Source organism: Paenibacillus sp. ALE3 (genome assembly GCF_054113405.1).
Genome location: NZ_CM134214.1, coordinates 4479588 through 4499583 on the forward strand (window position 1 = coordinate 4479588; position 19996 = coordinate 4499583).

Below are 19996 nucleotides of genomic sequence, written 5' to 3' on the forward strand. Positions count from 1 at the left end.
TGATGATATTAAATTCGGATGTTGATCCAGCTCTATTCCATGATTGCCAATGGCTACCCATTATTGACTGGAATGTGAAATTTTTTGGCGCTCATATTCATCGGGTCAAAGCGGATTGGTGCATGCCTGAGGAGTCTCATATTGGTTTTGAAATTGCTCTCATTTTAGAAGGTCGTCAGGAAACGATAATGGAGAATAACGTATACTCGGTGGGAAAGGGTGATATTTTAATGATTCCACCAGGATTCAAGCATGTAACTCAGTGTGTATCCCCGGATGGAATGTATTATTTTAGCACCCATTTTAATGTTGATGATCCGCTGTTCCGTCAAGAAATGATTAAGAACAATCAGCTCTTTTTCCCGGCAGGCACTGAAACCAATACCAAGCTGCAAAAGGTGGTCCATAGCTGGATTAGCATGGTGCGGGAGAACGGAGAATATACGACAGCGGATCGCTTTCGCATGCAGATTGACTTGTTCGAGCTATTCGGGATATTCTCGCAAATGATTTCTACGGGATTGGAGCCGAGAATTGCACCTTCATCGGTTCAATATGCCAAGGCCATTATGGAAGCTATTCAATCGAGGTTCAAACCTTATCGAGAGGATGAATCTGGCGAGCAGACGTTCCGGCTTGAAGATGTGGCGGCTTCCCTTGGAATCAGTCCGGGCTATGCCCAGGAAGTGTTCCGCAAGGTTTACGGCTATTCACCACGTCACTATCTATCGGAAACCAAGCTACATGAGGCTAAGGTGCTGATCCAGCAGCCCAATCTACCGCTAAACAAGGTAGCTTCCCTACTGGGATACTCCAGTCTGGCTCATTTCAGCAGACAGTTCAAGCGCTGGACAGGTACCAGCCCGCTAAAATACCGCCAGACGTTAAAACCGATTACGGATGAGCAAAGGAGCTAGACATAAGGAAGGATAACAATGGCTTCACTGCGTTAATCATATGAAAAAGAGCACGACACCGTATATTGCGGCTGTCGCGCTCTTTTTACTTTATTTTCTAATGAGTTTCATTGCCTTAATAATCTATATTGATGGTGAAGTTCCTATCCTGCGAATCATAGCCTGATATCTCCTATGTGCTGATGTACTACATACATCATCCCCATCAGGAATAAGGCCAATCCCAAGTACCCGATTCCGAATTTCCAGCGTGATGCAGCGGGTACTTCGTAATATTTATCATTTTCAAACGGAATGTAGTCAATCCCACACAGCAATCTGAGCTGATACGCATCCGGGGTCGGTATATGTTCTACACCGTTCAGCCATACATGCTGGACAAGACACTGCTGGGGCAGCAGAAGCGTATGCTCCACATCCAGACTTTCCATATATACCGTTACATATTGCTGCCCCTCCAGATCCGAGTAGGTATTAAAGGATAGTCTGCGCGTATGCTCCGGCCCAGGCAGCGGATATCCTTGCTCATACAAATGCTGTACGTCAACCAGCGGCTTCTGTAATAACGATTGAACTTTGACGCCTTCTTTATTGCGTTTGACATATTTTTTGTATAAATCATAGGCAAATAGTGCCCAAATAAAGAAAAATAAAATGGATTTCAAATACACGATGACTACAATCCCACCCAGTAGACCCACCAGCCATAACCAGCGTGTCACTGCTGTAGAAATCCGTCCTCCATCAAGCGGATGAATCGGCAGCAAATTGATCAGGTTCAGGAAAAAACCGATATATGCTAGTGCATACAAAAGTGGACTGTCTGTTGCATACGCTCCTGCGTATACGGCCATAGCCCCAACTGTCCCCAATAACGGGCCGCCCATGGCCACGTAAGCCTCTGTCTGGGCATCCAAAGGCTGTCGTTTCATGGTGATTAACGCACCGAGAAATGGAATAAATAACGGTGTCGACACCGGAAGCCCCTTGCGTTTGGCAGCCAATACATGCCCCAACTCATGCACGAATAACAACAACACGAACCCAACCGCAAATCCCCACGGGTATATAATCGCATACGTGCCAATCGTAAACGCCATAGATATCAGCGCACCGCCAAATTTACTGAATTTTAAAAGGGCAAGTAACGATTTGCCTTTCAGCAGGAGCAATGCTGCTGCACTACCAAGATACCATTTGGATGAGCCGGATTTGGAATCGGTCTTATTGTCTTCTTTTTGCAAACGTATCCGTCTCCTTTCTCTAATACTTCCATTGTATCCTGCAATGTGCAGCTTGTAAAAACTTCTCTAGTCCACAGATAAGCGAACTGGGGAAGCTATGTACATTATCCCGTATATTGTAGACATCCTCGAATGTCGGATGGTATATTAGGGCTGGGTTAGATACCCTATTTTGTAAAAGGAGGTTTGCTCATTCATGTGTACTCACTACATGCGTCTCAGATAAAAGGATAGACTTCTCCATGAAGCTCAACCTGTTTTTCACATGAAGGGTTGAAGCTTGTTTAAGTTGTCTTTTTTTAAGACTAAATCTGAACAATGAGGTGTGTTTCATATGACTGAAAAGCGTCCCTTGACTAACTCAAAAGATGTTAGCGATATATTGGCCCTTGCCCAAAGCAACGGGCTTCACATACGACATGAAGGATTGGAGCTCAATGAGTCCGGGTTGGATTTCCGGGCCCTATTCGCCAAAGACGTTCAGGGTACCCCTTGGGTTTTACGTACACCGCGACGAATAGATGTGGTCCAATCAGCGGCTTACGAGCACAAAGTGCTTCGGTTGATTCGTGATACGCTACCTGTAGCGGTACCGGATTGGCAGGTATATAGTCCAGAGTTCATCGCCTATCCTCAGCTGGAGGGCACACCTGCCGCTACTATTGATATGGAAACAAAAAGCTATGTATGGTTCATCAACCCTGATGCTCTGACAGATAGATTCGTTGCTTCGCTCGCTAAAGCCTTAGCCGCGTTGCACCAGACGGATCACCGACGGGCAGCCGATTTCGGTGTCCGCGTAAAGCAACACGACGAAGTTCGGCACTTAATGGGTCAGCGAATGGAAGAAACACAGCGCGTCTTTGGTGTATCCGGGGAGCTGTGGCAACGATGGCAGGCCTGGCTGGCAGATGATAGCTACTGGCCGGAATATTCCGCACTTGTCCACGGCGATCTGCACCCAGGCCATATTCTAGTCTCATCGAATACAGAGGTTACTGGAATGCTGGACTGGACCGAGGCCGAAGTAGCTGATCCAGCGATTGATTTTACGAGTTACTATACTTTGTTCGGAGAAGTAGAGCTTGCTCGTCTATTGAAGTTTTACAAGGCAGCAGGCGGACGTGTATGGCCGCGTATGAGCGAACACATCATTGAACTGACCGCGGCTTACCCTGTGCTTATCGCCGAATTCGCCCTCAAATCCGGACTAGATGAATATATGGAGATGGCACGTAACGCGCTGGGTGTTCATAAGCAAGAAGAAGGACTGCCCGACATATAATATAGCTGTAGCCACCTGGCAGACTTTGGTTCAATGACAGACCAAGGCCTGCTTTTTTTCTGTCCTCTCTCCTTGTTCGTAAAATTACATTCCGTACTCAAGTGTCTTTCCCCCTGTCTGTTCTGTTATCATGTAGAAAACGGAATAACTCAGGAAAGGATTACGAACCATGAGTTTTGAACTTACCCGGCGAGCGATCAGACAACTATGCAGTCAATCTGCTTACGACGACGGGGATGCCTATTACCGGGCCAAAAAGGTGGCCTTTACACAGATAGATCATAATGAAGGTGTGTATGAAGCTACAGTCAAAGGAAGCGGCTTTTATGCTGTTGCTGCGATGATCCGGCCCAACGGCAGTATCCGCGCGGAATGCACATGTAGCTCATTTCAGACCACCGGACGTTATTGCAAACATATTGCCGCTGTTCTCCTAAATGCCTATGATATGCGACGTGGGAAAAGTGTGTCCGTACGTTCCTATGTCTCCAGACTTCATCCCGGCACTGCCCCAGATCCAGCGGGAAGCATGGGTGCAGACGGGATGTCTACAGATGCCCCAAATGAGCACACTGCCAGAACAGCACGATCCTCAGGCATCACACAAGGGGATCTCCAGCTGACCGACAGTATGTTAAAACTATTCGACCGCAAGAGACCACTTCGCAGCACACCTGCGCTGCTGGATACTCGCACGATCTTGGATTTTCAATTTGTCATCCGGCCTTTTGCCTACGGTTACCAAAAATATATGTTCGGATTGGAAATGAAGGCTGGACCCAAACGATTATACATCGTTCAGAAAATCCGCCCGTTTCTGGATAGTATTGACCGTGGGGATAGCTACATGTTCACGAAAAGCTTCTCTTACGAGCCGGAGCTGTACCGCTTCCGAGCTGAACATGACGCTATCCTCCAGCAATTATCTCAGGTGTGCCACCAGGAGCGCATGATTCGGGAAACCTCTGGTACGTATTCAGCCTCCGGCAGTCATATGAGTGGTGAGCGAATGCTTCTCATCCCGCCCGCGGCCTGGGATAGGCTGCTCCCCTTGCTGACAGCAGCACAGGGCGTCTACTTTGAAATTCACGGAGACATGAGCGAAGGTATCCCCCAATCCGACCTGATGCTTCCGCTGCAATTTGAATTTGATGAGACCGAAGCCACAAGTGAAGGCTACCAGCTAAGCATTCAAGGACTAGATGACTTGACCATCATGGAGGACTACGGTGTCGTCATTGCCGATGGCAAGCTTGTCAAGCAGAAGGCTGATTCCTTACGGCGTTTGTCCGAGCTTAAACGGATGGTCGAAGTACATCACAGACGAGCAGTCCAGATTGCACCAGAACAGATGGAATCATTTATGGATAAGGTCGTGCCCGGGTTAATGAAGCTTGGACGTGTCCATATGACACGTGCTGTCTCAGATCGGGTCGCCCAGCATCCGTTGAAGGCCAAACTGTATCTGGACCGGGTAAGAGACAAGCTGCTGGCAGGACTGGAATTCCAATATGGAGACATCATCATCAACCCGTTGGAAACAGATGCTCGAACGCCAGGTAACGATCGTATTCTGATACGTGATGGGGAACAGGAGCAGCGGATTTTGGAACTGATGGAGCATAGCTCCTTCGCCAGAACAGACAGCGGATATTTTATGGAAGATGAAGATGCAGAGTATGACTTTTTGTACCATACTGTTCCGCAACTGGAAAAGCTACTGGACGTCTATGCCACAGGTGCAGTCAAAGCGAAAATCAATAATACGCTACCTGTCCCAAGAATACGAGCGGAATGGGACGAACGTACAGATTGGCTTGAATTTAAATTTGATATTGAGGGTATACCAGAATCGGAAATTCGCAAGCTGCTCCAATCGCTGGAAGAAAAACAGAGATATCACCGTCTGCCGAATGGCGCCTTGCTACCGCTAGAAACAGAGGAGTACAAGGAGTTAATTCGGTTCATGAACGAAACAGGTATCCGCAAAAGCGATCTGGATGCAGCGCAAATTCGGATCCCAGTCACACAGGGGCTGTACTTGATTGATCCTCACGATCATGTAAAAAATCTGACCTTGGGTAAAACCTTTCGCCAGCTGCTAGAAAATATACGCAATCCTGATCATCTTGACTTTCCCGTACCCGTCACGCTCGCCCCAATCTTAAGAGATTATCAGGTCTACGGTTTTCAATGGCTTAAGACCTTGGCACATTACCGTTTTGGAGGTATTTTGGCAGATGATATGGGGCTGGGCAAAACGCTGCAAAGCATTGCCTTCCTCGTCTCTGTATTGCCGGAGATTCGCATTCAACAGCTTCCAGCCATGATTGTATCCCCTGCATCACTGGTGTACAATTGGCGGAATGAACTGGAGAAATTCGCCCCGCATATCCGCGTCACTATTGCCGATGGCAGCCCGGAGGAACGAGGCCGGATTATACGGGATGGCGCCAGTTATGACGTCATTATTACATCCTATCCGCTGCTACGGCGCGATGCAGAAGTGTACAGCAAGCCATCGTTTCATACGCTTATTCTGGACGAGGCGCAAGCGTTCAAGAATCATGCCACCCAGACGGCACAGGCAGTTAAGGATGTACAAGCCCGTTACCGCTTTGCCCTGACAGGAACGCCTATCGAGAATACGTTGGAAGAACTATGGTCCATCTTCGACGTTGTATTTCCTGAGCTATTTCCCGGCGGAAAAAGAGCATTTCACAACCTGCCTCGCAATGTGATTGCCAAGCGGGTTCGTCCGTTCCTGCTGCGCCGTCTGAAGAGCGATGTTCTTAAGGAACTGCCGGAAAAAATCGAATCCGTGCAGGTATCACGGCTTCTGCCGGATCAGAAAAAGTTGTACACGGCTTATCTGGCCAAGCTACAGCATGAAACGTTGAAGCATCTCAACGAAGAAGGATTTCAGAAAAACCGGATCAAAATTCTAGCAGGTCTGACCCGGCTTCGTCAGCTCTGCTGTCATCCGGGCTTATTCATAGAAGGATATACGGGAAGCTCGGCCAAATTTGAACAACTGCTGGAGATTATTACGGAATGTCTCAGCTCCGGGAAGCGGATGCTCATTTTTTCACAGTTCACTACGATGCTTCAAATGGTCGGACGCGAGCTTTCCCGTGAAGGGGTTCCCTACTTTTACCTGGATGGACAGACTCCTGCCCCTGAACGAGTCGAGCTGTGCAGTCGCTTCAACGAAGGAGAACGCGAGCTGTTCCTGATTTCCCTCAAGGCAGGAGGTACGGGTCTGAACCTCACCGGCGCAGATACCGTTATTCTATATGACCTGTGGTGGAATCCCGCTGTAGAGGAGCAGGCTACCAACCGTGCACACCGAATGGGCCAGAAAAAAGTTGTGCAGGTTATTCGGCTCGTCGCCCAAGGTACGGTAGAGGACAAAATGTATGAGCTACAGCAAAAAAAGAAAAACCTGATCGACCAGGTCATTCAGCCGGGGCAAGAAAGCCTTTCAGCACTGACCGAGCTAGAAATTCGTGAGCTGCTCATGATCTAACCAGCTCTTCCACGCTTATTTTTACGATACTGACACTTCAGAACCCAAAAGGTCCAATGAGGGTGGAAATCTTCCCGCATTGGACCTTTTAATGTTCCATATGTGATTGTCCTGCTCAAACCGATTCATCCTGTTTGAGCACTCTAGGCTCAATGGGAACCAGATTAGATTCAATCTGGGCGCGCTGAGGCTCATACCATTCAGGCAGCATCAGCTTGTGCCCCAATTCATTCAATTCCTCATCCACCGTAAATCCGGGCGGATCGGTTGCGATCTCGAATAATATACCGCCTTGCTCGCGGAAGTATACGGCATTGAAGTATTGGCGATCTACAATGCCACTCGTCCCAAAACCATGCTGACGAACCCATTCATTCCACGCCTGATGTTCTGTATCATCCTGCGCGCGCCACGCAATATGGTGAACCGTACCGGCGCCGCCGTTCCCCCACGGTACATCCTTGACTGGAATATCGATCAGGTTGCCCAAATCCCCAGTCGTCTGATAACGGATATAGCCCGCATCTGCGTCTTCACCGATGGGAGTCATGCCCAGAACATTCTCCAGCACGCCTTGGGTGTGCTTGGAATCCGCACTGTAGAGCACTGCTCCTCCAAAGCCTTTGATCGCTTTATCTGTAGGCACGCCTCCGGCTGTCCACGTGTTCACCGGGCCTTCCTCGCGCTCCACCAGTTCCAGATGCAAGCCCTCATTGTCTCGGAACTGGATGAATGACTCGCCAAAGCGAGTAGCCTTCGTGAAGGATACCTTCAAGCTGTGCAGACGGTTTTCCCAGTAATCCAGCGAGCCCAGCGGCACGACATACGTCGTAATCCCGACTTGCCCGCCTCCAATTTTACCCTTGCGTGTACCCGGAGCCGGAAAAAAGGTAATGATCGTTCCCGGGCTGCCTTCTTCATTCCCAAAATACAAGTGATATACTTCTGGAGCGTCAAAGTTAATTGTCTTTTTGATCAATCTCAAACCAAGCACACCTGCATAAAAGTCAACATTGCCCTGCGGATCGCCTGCAAAGGACGTAATATGGTGAATTCCAGCGGTTTTCAAAGACATCTCAGTCACTCCTTAATGAACATGATGATTTACAAATTTCAAAATCCATTGTAGCTAACAAACTGTCCAACCGGCTTGCGATATCCTCTTGCCCGCTGACCTGATTCGTCCTCTTTTCCCAAGGTGATCATCATCACGGGTACAAATTGCTCTGGGATATTCAGTACTTCCTGCACCTTCGCCGGGTCAAAACCGATCATCGGACAAGTATCCCAGCCTTTGTCCTTGGCAATCAACATAAATTGCATAGCCGACAGGCTGGCATTACGAATTGCTTCTTCTCTCTGGAAGACAGGTCCCCGCTCGCGATAAAACTGAGTTACCGATTCTACTGTGCTATCATATTCCTGCTTGCTCAGAACACCCAAATTCAGGAACCCTTCGTTGAGGTCAGCTACCTTGGTATAAGCCTCTGTATCACCCAGCACTATAATGGTGGCCGAAGCAGTTAATATTTTATACTGCTTACTTGCCTCATCATGCAGCCTTTGTTTGATTTCTGCATCCTGCACTACGATGTAACGCGCATGCTGTAAATTAAAAGCCGATGGAGCGAACTTCACCAGCTGAAATATCTCTTCCAGTTCTTTTGCATCTATAGTAACATCAGGAATAAATTTAGAAGCCGATCTTCTCTCTTGAATAACATTCACCAGTTCGCTCATATTCAGGTCCACTCCTTGATATTATTTTCAAATAAATTATCTTTAAATTAAGAATATATCTTTAGTTGTTTTCTGTCAAGTAAAACTGTAAAAGTGTTATGTACGGGCTTACCACCCTTTACAGATCCGTTGACCGTATCCTCATCGTAATCGCTTCGCGTTGCGCTTTGGTTAAGCCCTTGAAGACCAGCTCATACGAATGATCGATCATGCTGTACAAATCCTCCAAAGGGAAGCTGTTATCAACCTCTATCGTATTCCAATGCTTTTTGTTCAAATGATAGCCTGGTTTAATGGCCTTGTTCTGCTCACGCAGGTTTTCTGCAATGACCGGGTCACATTTCAAGGATACGTGGCTAATGCCATCTTTTTCAGTCAGGAGAGCAAACATCTTGCCCCCTACCTTTAGTACCAGGGGATCAGCACCAAATGGATAATCCTTAACAGCCTCTTTTTGACTCAGACCATACGCTACAATTTGCTCAAACATCAGCCTTCTCTCCTCTGCTCCAAGTTATCGGTCTATAAACCTATTGCGCCCTATTATATCACCTCTATACGCTCCATATACACTAGGTTCGTGCTTTATGGATACCATCACACACACGCTGTTCGGATTGGATTTATATGGGACAGGAACCCTATATTCTGGTATACTTCCCTGAGAGGCTGTATCGATATATTCGAACGGTACTCTGGTAAGATGCAATTTAATAAGTATAAGTGTGAGCCTATGGAGGTGAACTCGTTGGATTTTGCTCTGATCCGAAAGGACCGAGACAAAAGAACGGTCGCAAATTGACTCTTTTTTTGCCTTTCGGACCTTTTCAGCAATGTGCTGGAAGGTTTTTTTGTTTTTCAAAAACTAAGTTAGGAAAGGCAGGACCCTATGATGCGGTTTCTAGTTGTGGGTGCAGGTGCTATTGGAGGCTATTTCGGGGGACGTATGGTTCAAAAGGGAGAAGATGTGACCTTTCTCGTCCGCCCTTCCAAGAAGCTTCATTTGGCAGAAAACGGTCTTACGATTCAAAGTGTGCACGGAGATTTTCAGACACCGATCCAGGCTATTACCTATGGTGAAGCTACTGAGCCATTTGACTGTATTATTCTCGCGGTCAAAGCGTACCATCTGCCTCTGTTGCAGCCCGATCTAGCGCCTTATATCAGTAAAAATACAATGATTCTTCCGTTACTTAACGGTTATGAACATTTTGGATCTTTACGCGAATATTTCGGGGCTGAAAAAGTGCTGGGTGGGCTTTGTTCTATTGAAACGACGTTAAATCACAAAGGCTCTATCGTTCAGACAAGCCCGTTCCACCGCATTGTTTTTGGTGAATGGGATGGAGAAAACTCAGAGCGGGCGCAACTACTATGTAGCCATCTTGATCATGCAGGCTTCACAGTCACACACAGTCATGACATTCAGCGTGAAATTTGGCAGAAGTATATATTTATTGCCAGCATGAGCGGAATCACAACCCTGATGGGTACCTCCGTCGGACCTATACTCGCCACGCCCGAATCGCGTGCAATCTATAAAAGGCTACTGCATGAGATCGTCACAATCGCACGCAATGCAGATATGCCTATTCATTCAGAAATGGAAGCACATACGCTAAAAACGATGGATTCCTTAAAGCCTGAGATGATGTCTTCCATGCAACGTGATATGCAGAAAAATCTACCGGTTGAAGCAAGCCATCTGCATGGTGCACTTCTGGCATTGGCTTCTAGCAGTAATATTTCATATCCGATACTTGAAACGGTGTATGCCCGCTTAAAGGTCTATGAAAGCTTGTTGAATTGAATACGAAGTAGGTGGCCATCCGAAAAAGCAGATCCTTCTATAATGAAGGATCTGCTTTGAATTTCCCTATACCTTTCCTCGGCAAGCTTGCCCAAGCCCTTGAAGTAATGCTTCCAGCTCCTGTCTAGTTTCAGCATTTGTAATGATGCCTTCTTGATTCAGCTTCAATGTGATATGCGGAATAATGACCTTTCCATTTTCTACAATCTCTGCATTGATCATTTGCAATGTGAGCAGTAGCGAAGCATGAGCCAAATTGCCGCCCATAGGGGACGGTGAAGCGCTAATGACCGCTGTAGGCTTGTTTACAAATTCACCTGAAGATACGAGCCAGTCCAAGGCATTTTTCAAAGCACCCGGCACACCATTCCCATATTCCGGCGTACAGATCAGCACTCCATCGGCTTGTTTCAATTGCTCCCGTAGCTCTCTTACGGAAGCTGGCCCCTCCTCTACATCCAAGTCAGGATTAAAATGGGGCAGATCCCCCAATCCATCATAAACTATGAATGATATATTTTCAGAAGCCAATCCAATAGTAGCCTTCATAAGCGCGGTGTTGGAAGACTTTTGACGAAGGCTCCCCGATATAGCCAATACCTTAATCTTTTGTTCCACCCATATCATCTCGTTTCCTTTAACAATATCTTATCTTGGATACTCAGTGTACTACAGTCAACGCCAGGAAAATCAAAAAAATGCCTGCGGCTTCGCAGGCATTCATGATGAAGAATCCATGGTCACTACTATGTTCGTATCTGTCGTAAATATATTAGGTATCCTTCTCTTGCTTGCGTTGTACTCCAATCAAGTCAAGGAAGAAGACAAACAACGGAATACCTACAATCAAGCCCCACACCCCAATTAGATGCTCAGAGAAGATCAATACAACAAAGGTGAAGAAGATCGGTAAATTGGTTTTGGATGACATCAGCTTCGGGTTCAGGAAATAGGCTTCAATCGCATGAATAACTACGATCAGAATAACCAAGTAAATCACATAATTGATTCCTCCGACGCTAAAAGCAATCAGACCGAGCGGGATGAGGGAAATAAATACGCCCGCCACTGGCACCAACCCCAACAAGAATATAATGAGCGCGAGGCCGAGCAGATTGGGAAAACCCATAATCCAAAGAGCTGTCGTCGTCAATATACAGTTGATGAGTGAAATCAATAGTTGAGCTTCCAGCACCTTCCCGAATGTACCCAGAAACATGCGTCCAAAATGGCCCACTTCCTTGAAGAACCAACCCAGCTTACTATCCACAAACGTAGCTGTAAAGCGTGTAATATAGGATTTTTCCATCAGGAAGAACAAGCTCAAAATAATCGATACCAGCAGTTGTGTTCCCAGTTGGCTGATTTTCATTACCGCATTCCAGCCAGGCTCAAATAACCGCTGAACATTAAGCGTGTCCATAAATTCAATAATCGTTTCGTTCCATTGGTTACGATCAGGATACATGTAGGCTTGCTGAATCATGAGATACACCTGCTTGACCTGTACACTGATTAGCGGCACCATTCGGTAAACTCCCCACACGATAATCAGAATCAGCAACCCGTATACCAGTAGCAGCACGATCATAGGCGGCACATTGGCGAACCGCTTGATCAGCTTATTCACACCGTTATATATACTGCCAATCAAGATCGTAAGCAACAGTGTTAACAAAATAATATTCATCATGCTTCTTAACATAAAGAGCAGTAAAACGATTATCGCAAGGACAGCTGCCCGCCTGACGCCTGCATGATTCATCCAGTTTCTTACCATTCGTCTTTATTCCCTCTCTCCTACTTGACTGTCACCCTTGCAATCTTCCTCGGCATTAACTTTCTCTCTTTAATAATTTACTGTTAGCAATCAATAGAGAACCTACCATGACTAGGATAGCAATGGACCACCAGAATGTATTTTGAGCATCATCATGGTCCACAATAATGAGCCTGATGACGGCCGTAATCCCAATATAGATGAAATAACGTAATGGAAAATGAAAATTGGTTTTAAAGTACTTAACTATTAATGCAATGAATTCAAAATACAAGAAGAATACAAGCAGTTCTTCCGTGAATTCATAGTAATTTTTGTCGGCTTCTGTATACAAGAACACATATGAAAATATGGACCATGTTTCTTTTAGAAGTAAGAAGCTTAAAATCAGCCCGACCAGAAACAGCGAGATGTTCAAGATTATTTGCAGAAAACCAGGTAACTTTTCAATATACTTCATTAATGCATTCAATACAGATCCCCTCACTGGTTGTACAGGTTCTTTTATTTATATTATCGGTGCAATACATAAAAAATGCTACATTACTTTTGCGGTCACCTTAATGAAAATTTATATTCGCCCCCGCAATGTAACCAATGGAGATAAAGATCAGTGTCCATACCAGAGAACCGGCGCTGGCCACCAGCATATATTTTCGGACAGGCATCGCGCTAATCCCCGACAAATAGCTTGTTGCATGTCTGACTCCTGGAATAAAATAACCGAACAAAATGGTCCACAACCCAAAGCGTGCAAACCATCCTTTTACCCGTGCAAACCGCTTCGGTGTCAGTCCCACCCACTTGCCGTGCTTATCTACCAATGGCTGACCCAGCTTTTTGCCTAGCGTGTAACTGATCATCATCCCTGTCATCGCCCCAATGAAACTGACTAATATAGATAGGGAATAATTCAGTACCATGATAGAAGATAGATAGCCGACAAACACCATAATAATTTCATCAGGAACGGGTAGCCCTATAATTCCAAGGGCAAGAAGTGCAAAAATAGCGATATATCCGTATTGTGTAATCATGCTGATGGCCCATTCCATAGGGACGCCACCTCCTGACCGATTATTTTTTGAAGGACGGGAAGGGAATACGGCTAACCATTAGGAATGACAGCACTACCATGAGTGCCAGCAACAACCCTGGCTTCAAATGCTCACTCCATAAAAACATAAAGGACAAAATCACACCTGCGGCCGTAATGGGCATGCCCACAAAGCCTTTGCTAAAAGCCATCAGGTTGAATCTTGCCAACCTCACCGCACCGCATATCACAAACAACACAGCTACAAGCGGTCCTATCCAATGAGTATCTCCCAGCTTGTATAACAAGATCAAGAAAGCAGGGGCAACCCCAAATGAGACCACATCCGCCAGCGAATCAAGCTGTTTGCCAAAATCACTGGAGCAATGCAGCAGCCTTGCCAGCAAACCGTCTAATACATCCCATAAAGCAGCCACCACCACAAGAATAAAAGCGGTCATGTATTGCTCATGAATCGTGAAATACAGGGATAAGACCCCTGCCCCCAGGTTTGCAATCGTGCATAATGAGGGCAACCAATTCCATTTCATACTCTTAACTCCTTTGCCGTAGCTTAGCCTCCGAATATAACGACAAAACGGACGCCGTCCTTGGTATTCTCCGCCTTATAGCGGAATTCGTGTAAATCCAGAATTCGTTTAACGATCGATAGCCCGAGTCCTGTCCCACCTGTCTGACGGCTACGGGAGAGCTCGGCCCGGTAAAAACGATTCCATATCAGCTCCAACTGATCGTCTGGGATGGTCTCACCCTTATTTTCAATGGAAAACGTATTGACTTCCCCAGAGCCTTCGATACGAATCGTGATGGAGCTTCCTTCCTCGGCATGCCGTATGGCGTTGACAACAAAGTTGATAATCACCTGTTCCATCCATCCTATATCGGCATGAATCGGCAGCTCATTGGCAGGAATAATAACCACTTCCAGCTTCTTCTCCTTCAACAGATGGAATAGCTTATCCACAACCTCCTCCACCAGCTCACTCAGGATAAAGGTCGCCTTGCGAAGCTTGAGGGTTCCAGACTCCAATTTGGCAAGGTCCAGCATATCCTTGACCAATCGCTCCATTTTGTCCGCTTCCTCTACAATGACCTTCATATAATGATCCTGCTTCCCGGCGCTAACCCCATCTTGTAGTCCTTCTGCGAATCCTTTGATGATACTTAACGGGGTTTTCAGCTCATGAGAAGCATTGGCAAAAAAGTCTTGTTGCACAGCCTCCATCCTCTGCTTCTGTTCCATGTCCTCGACCAATTGCTGATTGGCCTCCTGAAGCTCGCGCAAAGCTGTGTCCAGGTTCTGGGACAGGGTATACATGCTGTAGGACAGGCTGCCCAGCTCATCGTTTTGCCGGATTGGCGTATGGGCTGTAAAATCGAGCTTGGCCATCCGCTTGGCGGTATTATTCAAAGTAATGAGCGGACGAGTTACCATTCGGGAATAGAACAGGGACAAAATCAGAATGAGTGCAAAACCGCCGATCCCCAGGTACAGATAAAACCATCGTAGAGCCTCATTCGTCTCACTGATTTCCTGCAACGATGTCACAGTGAACAAGAGATCGATCTCGCCTGTGCTCTGACGAACAGGATGGACGATAACGGCATTTCGTACCCCTGTCCAAGGTTCTGTCCAATCTTCTTCCAACACTTCAAAATTTTTGAGTCTCTCCAGATGATCCTGGGATAAAGGAAACCATTCCTCCAGCGCACTAAACAGCAGGCCTTGACGCTGGCTCCAGGTTTTCAGATCCGGCAGTACAATCTCTGTCACCGTACCGGACAGCCTTACACTGTCATTTGTGCTTGTCTCTTCCGAGTTTAAACCTATATTTTTGAAACCGAGCTTCTGTATGCCTGTTGGATAAATTAAATTGGCAGAAGAGATTCCGTCAGATCCCAACATCTCACCTTCCACAGTGACCTGATCACCAGGCTGAATCCGGGCAGCTCTCAGCTCATCTCCGTGCTCACTCATAAATAGAGACAGCGATATTTTAACGACTTTACCATCTGCTTTTCTGAGACTGATATGAAACGCATCATCCAGCTTTACTTTGCCGTCCAACGTTACAATCGCCAACTGGTTTTTATTCTGAAGCATGAAGCGGGCTGCCTCACGCGAAACCCTGCCCGATCCCCAAGCCTCCTGGACATAACTTTGACCGAAGCTTTGCAAACGGCTTTCCACACGCCCAATCTTCTGTTTCTGATAAAAATTTTCAAAAAACAGCAGCTGACTTAAAATCACCATACCGTAAAAACACAGGAAAAACACAACTGTCATAATGAACAACTTAAAGGTAACTCCCCGTTTGTTCATTCTTCCTCCTCGAACCTGTAGCCTGTGCCAAAAACCGTGCGAATATGGCGTGATTCACGGCCCAGCTTACTTCTCAGCTTTTTGATATGCGTATCGACAACTCGTGTATCTCCTTCAAAATCGATACCCCACACCCGGTTCAGTATCGCATCCCGTGAAACAACGATGCCTTTATTATGTATAAGCAGCCGCAGCAACTCATACTCCTTGGGCGTCAATTCAACTTCCGCCTGATCCACCTCAAGCCGATGAGCCATCGTGTTGAGCATAGCACTGCCAAAACGCAAAATATGCGACTCCGGCTGCACATGCCCCTCCACCCGTTTCATCAGCGCGTTCGCGCGGGCAATCAGCACCTTGGGACTGAAAGGCTTGGTCACGTAATCATCTGCCCCTAGCTCAAAACCCAATATTTTATCATCATCACCGGATTTGGCCGTCAGCAAAATAATCGGTACCCCTGAACGGCTGCGTACCTGACGGCATACTTCCCAACCATCCAGCTCAGGCATCATAATATCGAGTATAATGAGTTCCGGTTGCACCGAATCGAACCAGAGGAGTGCATCTTTTCCATTGCCTGCTTCATAGACTTCCCAATTATTTTGTTTAAAATAATCCGCAATCACTTCACGAATACGTATTTCATCCTCCACGAGAAGAACTCTTTTATTCAAATCGACTTCCCTCTTTCGGTCATTCTAGGACAACAGCATATCAAAGAGATGTGTACTTTATGTGTTCTCACTACTTTTTATCTACAGGAACTTCCCATCCGCAAATTTCACCTTGGATTAGGGCAAATTTGTCTTCGTTCAGACCATCTCTTCCCCTAAGATCCTACCTTATAATATGTAGAGATACAAAAAGCCTGAACAGGAGGGTAACATATGAGCAATCAAACCATTCAGTGGTTTTCCACTTCCAAAGCTAATGCTTGGCAATCCCAAGCTCATCATTTGACCGAAACCCAAGAGAGTGCCAACCTAACCCTTACGGGAGAAGCATATCAGCTCGTCGAGGGCTTTGGCGGCTGTTTTAATGAATTGAGTTATGTAGCTCTGAATCATTTGGACAGCGAAGAACGAGAGCAGGTGCTTCATGCTCTCTTTCACCCGGAGGGCGAGCACAAATTCACAATCTGCCGACTTCCTATTGGAGCGAGTGATTACGCGCTGGAATGGTACAGCCACAATGAAACGGACGGCGACATGGAGATGAAGCACTTTTCCATTGAGCGCGATCAGCAATATCTCATACCTTTTATTCGGGAAGCGTTACAACTCAATCCAGACTTGAAGCTGTTCGCCTCACCCTGGAGTCCGCCGACATGGATGAAATCACCCAAAGCTTACAATTACGGTACACTGCGCTGGGAAAAGGATATTTTGAAAGCGTATGCATTGTACTTTGTCAAATTTGTTCAGGCATACCGCAAGGCAGGCATTACGATTCACCAGGTTCATGTTCAAAATGAAGTCATTGCCGATCAGAAGTTCCCTTCCTGTGTATGGACCGGAGAACAGCTGCGTGAATTTATTCGCGACTATTTGGGGCCCGCTTTTGAGGAACATGGGCTGGATACAGAGATTTGGCTGGGTACCATTAACGCCCCTGATCCGTGGGAGGAATTAATGAAAAAGACGTCGACCGGATTTGATGAGTATGCCCACACCGTGTTGAGTGACCCCGAGGCCTATAAATATATTAAAGGGGTAGGCTATCAATGGGCAGGCAAAAATGCCATTCAGCGCACCGTAGCCAGCTATCCTGAGCTTCGTTACATGCAGACCGAAAATGAATGCGGAAACGGAGAAAACTCATGGGACTACGCCAAATACGTATATAACCTGTATCAGCACTATTTCACCAATGGTGTGAATGCTTATATTTACTGGAATATGGTTTTGGAGCCGAAAGGCAAGAGCACATGGGGCTGGGAGCAAAATTCGATGATCACCGTGGATCCAGCGAATCGAAAACCTATTCTGAACCCGGAATATTACGTTATGAAGCACTTTTCTCATTTTGTATTACCAGGGGCCAGACGCATTGGAATTCGGGGTTCATGGGCTGGAAATGCGGTTGCTTTTCAAAATACAAACGCACTAAAGGTTCTGGTCATCGCCAACCCGTTTAAGGAATCTCGCGTGCTGAATCTGTCTGTCGGAGAAACAACACACCGTTTGGAGCTGGAGCCGGAGTCCTTTAACACCATCGTTATTCCTGCTTAACCGTTGTAGATTTTTGGAAGCTTCCAGTCTGGCGTACATCATCAGATTGTGATTTCAGTCGATTCGTATCCCATCGTATGCATAGTTTCCAAAATGGATGTATCTCCTTTTGCGTACTGTAGTTATACATAGTATACTTGGAATAACTACGGACAGGAGGTCGATGAACATCACAACTGTAAAAGACCGGATCGATTTGAAACTGATTAATTGTGATAAAGAATTGACTCTCGCGGTCATCGGTGGCAAATGGAAGCTGATTATTTTGTGGCATCTTGGTATGGAAGGCACCAAGCGATTCGGTGAATTGAAGAAGCTGATCCCTCACATCACGCAAAAAATGCTGACCAACCAATTACGCGAGCTGGAAGAAGATAAACTCATTCTGCGTACAGTCTATCCTGTCGTCCCTCCACATGTGGAATATTCACTGACCGAGCATGGTGAAAGCCTGATTCCGGTACTGCGAGCGATGTACGATTGGGGATCTAACTATCGCGAGAACGTGATCTGGAAAGAAGAAAAAGAAGAAGTGATTCAGGATGTAACACCCGTGTGATTCAGCTAAACAAGCATTTTGTAAAATGCAGAAATATATTTTTCATAAAGACGACCCTGGGATGACCTGGGGTTGTTTTTTTGTAATATAAAGACCATCGTCAATTTCCTGATCCAGAACAGTATCAACATCATTGCTGCGGCTTGCTTACTATGTCGTGTAACGGCGCTCAGGGCCTAGCGGAATATAAGCTACGACCATCCTCCACCACTCCATTAAGCAATCCACTCTCCAGTTCACGTAAAAAAGCCTGAGACTGCTTACCACAGGCTCAGGCTGTACAACTTCCATTAACAAACTTCGATTACACTTGCAGCTTCCCTGCGCGTATGTCGTCTGTCATTCCAGCGTAAGGCGCTTGGGAGATTAATTGTTCGTTGTTTACACCTGCATTTTCGATGTAGGTAATATCCGCAAATTCAGGAACCACATACTTCGGATAGGTTTCATACTTTTCGCGCGATTCTTCCATCAGCGGAATAAAATCGTTTTGATAGCGCACCGTGATTTCCGGATGCTCATGAACCCATTTAGGGAAGAAAATAATGCCATGCATCCGTTTTTCCTCAGGCATAAAGTTCAGGGAAACGTCTGTGCCTGTCGGTTCGGTCCACGATACTTTATACACATTCTCTACCAGCTTCACCAGATTGACCTTCTGATCACGTACCCAGCGTCCGCCTACCATCCCACTATGAATACGATAATCAATCGTATCCTCATTTTTAATATATATTTCGTACTCCCAGCCATTCTCATAGGTGTAAATCATGTGACTGCCGATAAACTTGTCCATCTTGCATCCTTCTTTCCTTATTATGAGTTTATGAATTAAACAAGACACCAAAATAATAAACAATCATTCAAACATGTAAATATAAACATGTTTTATGATACATATAAATTGTAGCGCTGTGATATACTATTGTCAAATACCCATTGCGAGGAGAACAACGTTGAAACGCACATTAAAATATGCCATTTTGGGTCTGGTTCACAAAGAGGAAATGAGCGGCTATGATATTACGAGCCAATTCAAACAGGAAATTGGACAATTTTGGAGCGCCAAGCACAGTCAGATTTACCCCGAGCTTAAAAGGCTGACCGAAGAGGGACTCATTGAATATCGCACGTCCATTACGGGAGCCAAGCTGGAAAAGAAGCTGTACTGTATAACCCCCAAAGGGACCCAGGAGCTAACTGAATGGCTGCTAAGCCCCAAAGAGTTACCGGAAACAGAAAAGGATGAGTTTATGCTTATGCTGTATTTCTCAGCAGCCATCCCCAAAGAAGAAAGCAAGCGCTTGTTCGAGGACCAGATTGCCAAACGAGAAGAGAAGCTGGAATACCTGTACGAAAGTAAAAAATCCCTTCAACGGTTGGACGAGAACCTTCAAGTGCCCGGATCTGGTCAATTCGGCCATTATTTAGTGCTGAGCCGTGCTATTAATCGGGAAGAAAGCTATATTACATGGCTGAAAGAAACACTATCCCTATTTAAATAGACTTAAAAAACCT

At 46.1% G+C, this 19996-nt stretch carries 20 protein-coding genes; 7 read left to right on the forward strand and 13 right to left on the reverse strand.

Going from position 1 to position 19996, the window contains the following annotated elements:
• Positions 1 to 2: 2 nt before the first annotated feature.
• On the forward strand, positions 3 to 917 hold the full coding sequence (locus tag ACXHJ2_RS19920; RefSeq protein WP_165082984.1) for an AraC family transcriptional regulator: 915 nt from the start codon (positions 3 to 5) through the stop codon (positions 915 to 917).
• A 155-nt stretch (positions 918 to 1072) separates the two neighbouring features.
• Here ACXHJ2_RS19920 and ACXHJ2_RS19925 read toward each other — a convergent pair whose 3' ends face one another.
• The gene (locus tag ACXHJ2_RS19925; RefSeq protein WP_165082986.1) at positions 1073 to 2161 is read right to left on the reverse strand and encodes a site-2 protease family protein; all 1089 of its coding nucleotides are present in this window, start codon (positions 2159 to 2161) and stop codon (positions 1073 to 1075) included.
• 334 nt (positions 2162 to 2495) lie between these two features.
• Here ACXHJ2_RS19925 and ACXHJ2_RS19930 point away from each other — a divergent pair, with 334 nt between their 5' ends.
• Together ACXHJ2_RS19930 and ACXHJ2_RS19935 are read left to right on the forward strand one after the other, a co-directional pair.
• A complete protein-coding gene (locus tag ACXHJ2_RS19930; protein ID WP_013369326.1) occupies positions 2496 to 3446 on the forward strand; it encodes a macrolide 2'-phosphotransferase in 951 nt (316 codons plus the stop codon).
• 169 nt (positions 3447 to 3615) lie between these two features.
• Positions 3616 to 6975, forward strand: coding sequence for a DEAD/DEAH box helicase (locus ACXHJ2_RS19935; protein ID WP_165082988.1), 3360 nt, complete (start codon positions 3616 to 3618; stop codon positions 6973 to 6975).
• A gap of 115 nt (positions 6976 to 7090) precedes the next feature.
• Here ACXHJ2_RS19935 and ACXHJ2_RS19940 read toward each other — a convergent pair whose 3' ends face one another.
• The 3 genes from ACXHJ2_RS19940 to ACXHJ2_RS19950 form a co-directional block, all read right to left on the reverse strand.
• Complete coding sequence (locus ACXHJ2_RS19940) at positions 7091 to 8050, reverse strand: ring-cleaving dioxygenase (protein WP_064961745.1); 960 nt, start codon at positions 8048 to 8050, stop codon at positions 7091 to 7093.
• Between the two features lie 38 nt (positions 8051 to 8088).
• On the reverse strand, positions 8089 to 8715 hold the full coding sequence (locus ACXHJ2_RS19945) for a nitroreductase family protein (protein ID WP_025677994.1): 627 nt from the start codon (positions 8713 to 8715) through the stop codon (positions 8089 to 8091).
• A 118-nt stretch (positions 8716 to 8833) separates the two neighbouring features.
• A complete protein-coding gene (locus ACXHJ2_RS19950) occupies positions 8834 to 9205 on the reverse strand; it encodes an MmcQ/YjbR family DNA-binding protein (RefSeq protein WP_025677993.1) in 372 nt (123 codons plus the stop codon).
• A gap of 402 nt (positions 9206 to 9607) precedes the next feature.
• Between ACXHJ2_RS19950 and ACXHJ2_RS19955 the strand changes: the two genes are divergently transcribed.
• Complete coding sequence (locus ACXHJ2_RS19955) at positions 9608 to 10525, forward strand: ketopantoate reductase family protein (protein ID WP_165083034.1); 918 nt, start codon at positions 9608 to 9610, stop codon at positions 10523 to 10525.
• A 66-nt stretch (positions 10526 to 10591) separates the two neighbouring features.
• On the opposite strand, the gene ACXHJ2_RS19960 is transcribed toward ACXHJ2_RS19955, so the two are convergent.
• The 7 genes from ACXHJ2_RS19960 to ACXHJ2_RS19990 form a co-directional block, all read right to left on the reverse strand.
• On the reverse strand, positions 10592 to 11152 hold the full coding sequence (locus ACXHJ2_RS19960; RefSeq protein WP_013369320.1) for an NADPH-dependent FMN reductase: 561 nt from the start codon (positions 11150 to 11152) through the stop codon (positions 10592 to 10594).
• Positions 11153 to 11297: 145 nt separating this feature from the next.
• Complete coding sequence (locus ACXHJ2_RS19965) at positions 11298 to 12305, reverse strand: AI-2E family transporter (protein WP_013369319.1); 1008 nt, start codon at positions 12303 to 12305, stop codon at positions 11298 to 11300.
• Between the two features lie 55 nt (positions 12306 to 12360).
• A complete protein-coding gene (gene psiE, locus ACXHJ2_RS19970; RefSeq protein ID WP_013369318.1) occupies positions 12361 to 12777 on the reverse strand; it encodes a phosphate-starvation-inducible protein PsiE in 417 nt (138 codons plus the stop codon).
• An 88-nt stretch (positions 12778 to 12865) separates the two neighbouring features.
• Positions 12866 to 13360, reverse strand: coding sequence for a DedA family protein (locus tag ACXHJ2_RS19975; RefSeq protein ID WP_013369317.1), 495 nt, complete (start codon positions 13358 to 13360; stop codon positions 12866 to 12868).
• 22 nt (positions 13361 to 13382) lie between these two features.
• Complete coding sequence (gene pssA, locus ACXHJ2_RS19980; RefSeq protein WP_025677988.1) at positions 13383 to 13892, reverse strand: CDP-diacylglycerol--serine O-phosphatidyltransferase; 510 nt, start codon at positions 13890 to 13892, stop codon at positions 13383 to 13385.
• A 23-nt stretch (positions 13893 to 13915) separates the two neighbouring features.
• Positions 13916 to 15685 (reverse strand): sensor histidine kinase, encoded by a 1770-nt coding sequence (locus ACXHJ2_RS19985; RefSeq protein ID WP_090737000.1) that lies wholly within the window; start codon positions 15683 to 15685, stop codon positions 13916 to 13918.
• Positions 15682 to 16362, reverse strand: coding sequence for a response regulator transcription factor (locus ACXHJ2_RS19990; RefSeq protein WP_040102177.1), 681 nt, complete (start codon positions 16360 to 16362; stop codon positions 15682 to 15684). Before ACXHJ2_RS19990 ends, ACXHJ2_RS19985 begins: the two co-directional genes overlap by 4 nt.
• 213 nt (positions 16363 to 16575) lie before the next feature.
• On the opposite strand from ACXHJ2_RS19990, the gene ACXHJ2_RS19995 reads away from it, so the two are divergent.
• On the forward strand, positions 16576 to 17919 hold the full coding sequence (locus ACXHJ2_RS19995; RefSeq protein WP_165082990.1) for a glycoside hydrolase family 30 protein: 1344 nt from the start codon (positions 16576 to 16578) through the stop codon (positions 17917 to 17919).
• A 163-nt stretch (positions 17920 to 18082) separates the two neighbouring features.
• A complete protein-coding gene (locus ACXHJ2_RS20000; protein ID WP_013369312.1) occupies positions 18083 to 18478 on the forward strand; it encodes a winged helix-turn-helix transcriptional regulator in 396 nt (131 codons plus the stop codon).
• 150 nt (positions 18479 to 18628) lie between these two features.
• Here ACXHJ2_RS20000 and ACXHJ2_RS20005 read toward each other — a convergent pair whose 3' ends face one another.
• The gene (locus ACXHJ2_RS20005) at positions 18629 to 18769 is read right to left on the reverse strand and encodes a hypothetical protein (RefSeq protein WP_238791644.1); all 141 of its coding nucleotides are present in this window, start codon (positions 18767 to 18769) and stop codon (positions 18629 to 18631) included.
• Positions 18770 to 18782: 13 nt separating this feature from the next.
• The gene (locus ACXHJ2_RS20010; RefSeq protein ID WP_165082992.1) at positions 18783 to 19274 is read right to left on the reverse strand and encodes a phenolic acid decarboxylase; all 492 of its coding nucleotides are present in this window, start codon (positions 19272 to 19274) and stop codon (positions 18783 to 18785) included.
• Positions 19275 to 19434: 160 nt separating this feature from the next.
• Here ACXHJ2_RS20010 and ACXHJ2_RS20015 point away from each other — a divergent pair, with 160 nt between their 5' ends.
• Complete coding sequence (locus ACXHJ2_RS20015; protein ID WP_165082994.1) at positions 19435 to 19983, forward strand: PadR family transcriptional regulator; 549 nt, start codon at positions 19435 to 19437, stop codon at positions 19981 to 19983.
• Positions 19984 to 19996 lie beyond the last annotated feature (13 nt).

What these genes read in the sequence shown, in the direction of transcription:
- ACXHJ2_RS19920 (WP_165082984.1), top strand. Translation starts at nt 3, where the DNA reads ATGATATTAAATTCGGATGTTGATCCAGCTCTATTCCATGATTGCCAA.
- ACXHJ2_RS19930 (WP_013369326.1), top strand. Translation starts at nt 2,496, where the DNA reads ATGACTGAAAAGCGTCCCTTGACTAACTCAAAAGATGTTAGCGATATA.
- ACXHJ2_RS19935 (WP_165082988.1), top strand. Translation starts at nt 3,616, where the DNA reads ATGAGTTTTGAACTTACCCGGCGAGCGATCAGACAACTATGCAGTCAA.
- ACXHJ2_RS19940 (WP_064961745.1), bottom strand. Translation starts at nt 8,050, where the DNA reads ATGTCTTTGAAAACCGCTGGAATTCACCATATTACGTCCTTTGCAGGC.
- ACXHJ2_RS19945 (WP_025677994.1), bottom strand. Translation starts at nt 8,715, where the DNA reads ATGAGCGAACTGGTGAATGTTATTCAAGAGAGAAGATCGGCTTCTAAA.
- ACXHJ2_RS19950 (WP_025677993.1), bottom strand. Translation starts at nt 9,205, where the DNA reads ATGTTTGAGCAAATTGTAGCGTATGGTCTGAGTCAAAAAGAGGCTGTT.
- ACXHJ2_RS19955 (WP_165083034.1), top strand. Translation starts at nt 9,608, where the DNA reads ATGCGGTTTCTAGTTGTGGGTGCAGGTGCTATTGGAGGCTATTTCGGG.
- ACXHJ2_RS19960 (WP_013369320.1), bottom strand. Translation starts at nt 11,152, where the DNA reads ATGATATGGGTGGAACAAAAGATTAAGGTATTGGCTATATCGGGGAGC.
- ACXHJ2_RS19965 (WP_013369319.1), bottom strand. Translation starts at nt 12,305, where the DNA reads ATGGTAAGAAACTGGATGAATCATGCAGGCGTCAGGCGGGCAGCTGTC.
- ACXHJ2_RS19975 (WP_013369317.1), bottom strand. Translation starts at nt 13,360, where the DNA reads ATGGAATGGGCCATCAGCATGATTACACAATACGGATATATCGCTATT.
- pssA (WP_025677988.1), bottom strand. Translation starts at nt 13,892, where the DNA reads ATGAAATGGAATTGGTTGCCCTCATTATGCACGATTGCAAACCTGGGG.
- ACXHJ2_RS19985 (WP_090737000.1), bottom strand. Translation starts at nt 15,685, where the DNA reads ATGAACAAACGGGGAGTTACCTTTAAGTTGTTCATTATGACAGTTGTG.
- ACXHJ2_RS19995 (WP_165082990.1), top strand. Translation starts at nt 16,576, where the DNA reads ATGAGCAATCAAACCATTCAGTGGTTTTCCACTTCCAAAGCTAATGCT.
- ACXHJ2_RS20000 (WP_013369312.1), top strand. Translation starts at nt 18,083, where the DNA reads ATGAACATCACAACTGTAAAAGACCGGATCGATTTGAAACTGATTAAT.
- ACXHJ2_RS20005 (WP_238791644.1), bottom strand. Translation starts at nt 18,769, where the DNA reads ATGGAAGTTGTACAGCCTGAGCCTGTGGTAAGCAGTCTCAGGCTTTTT.
- ACXHJ2_RS20010 (WP_165082992.1), bottom strand. Translation starts at nt 19,274, where the DNA reads ATGGACAAGTTTATCGGCAGTCACATGATTTACACCTATGAGAATGGC.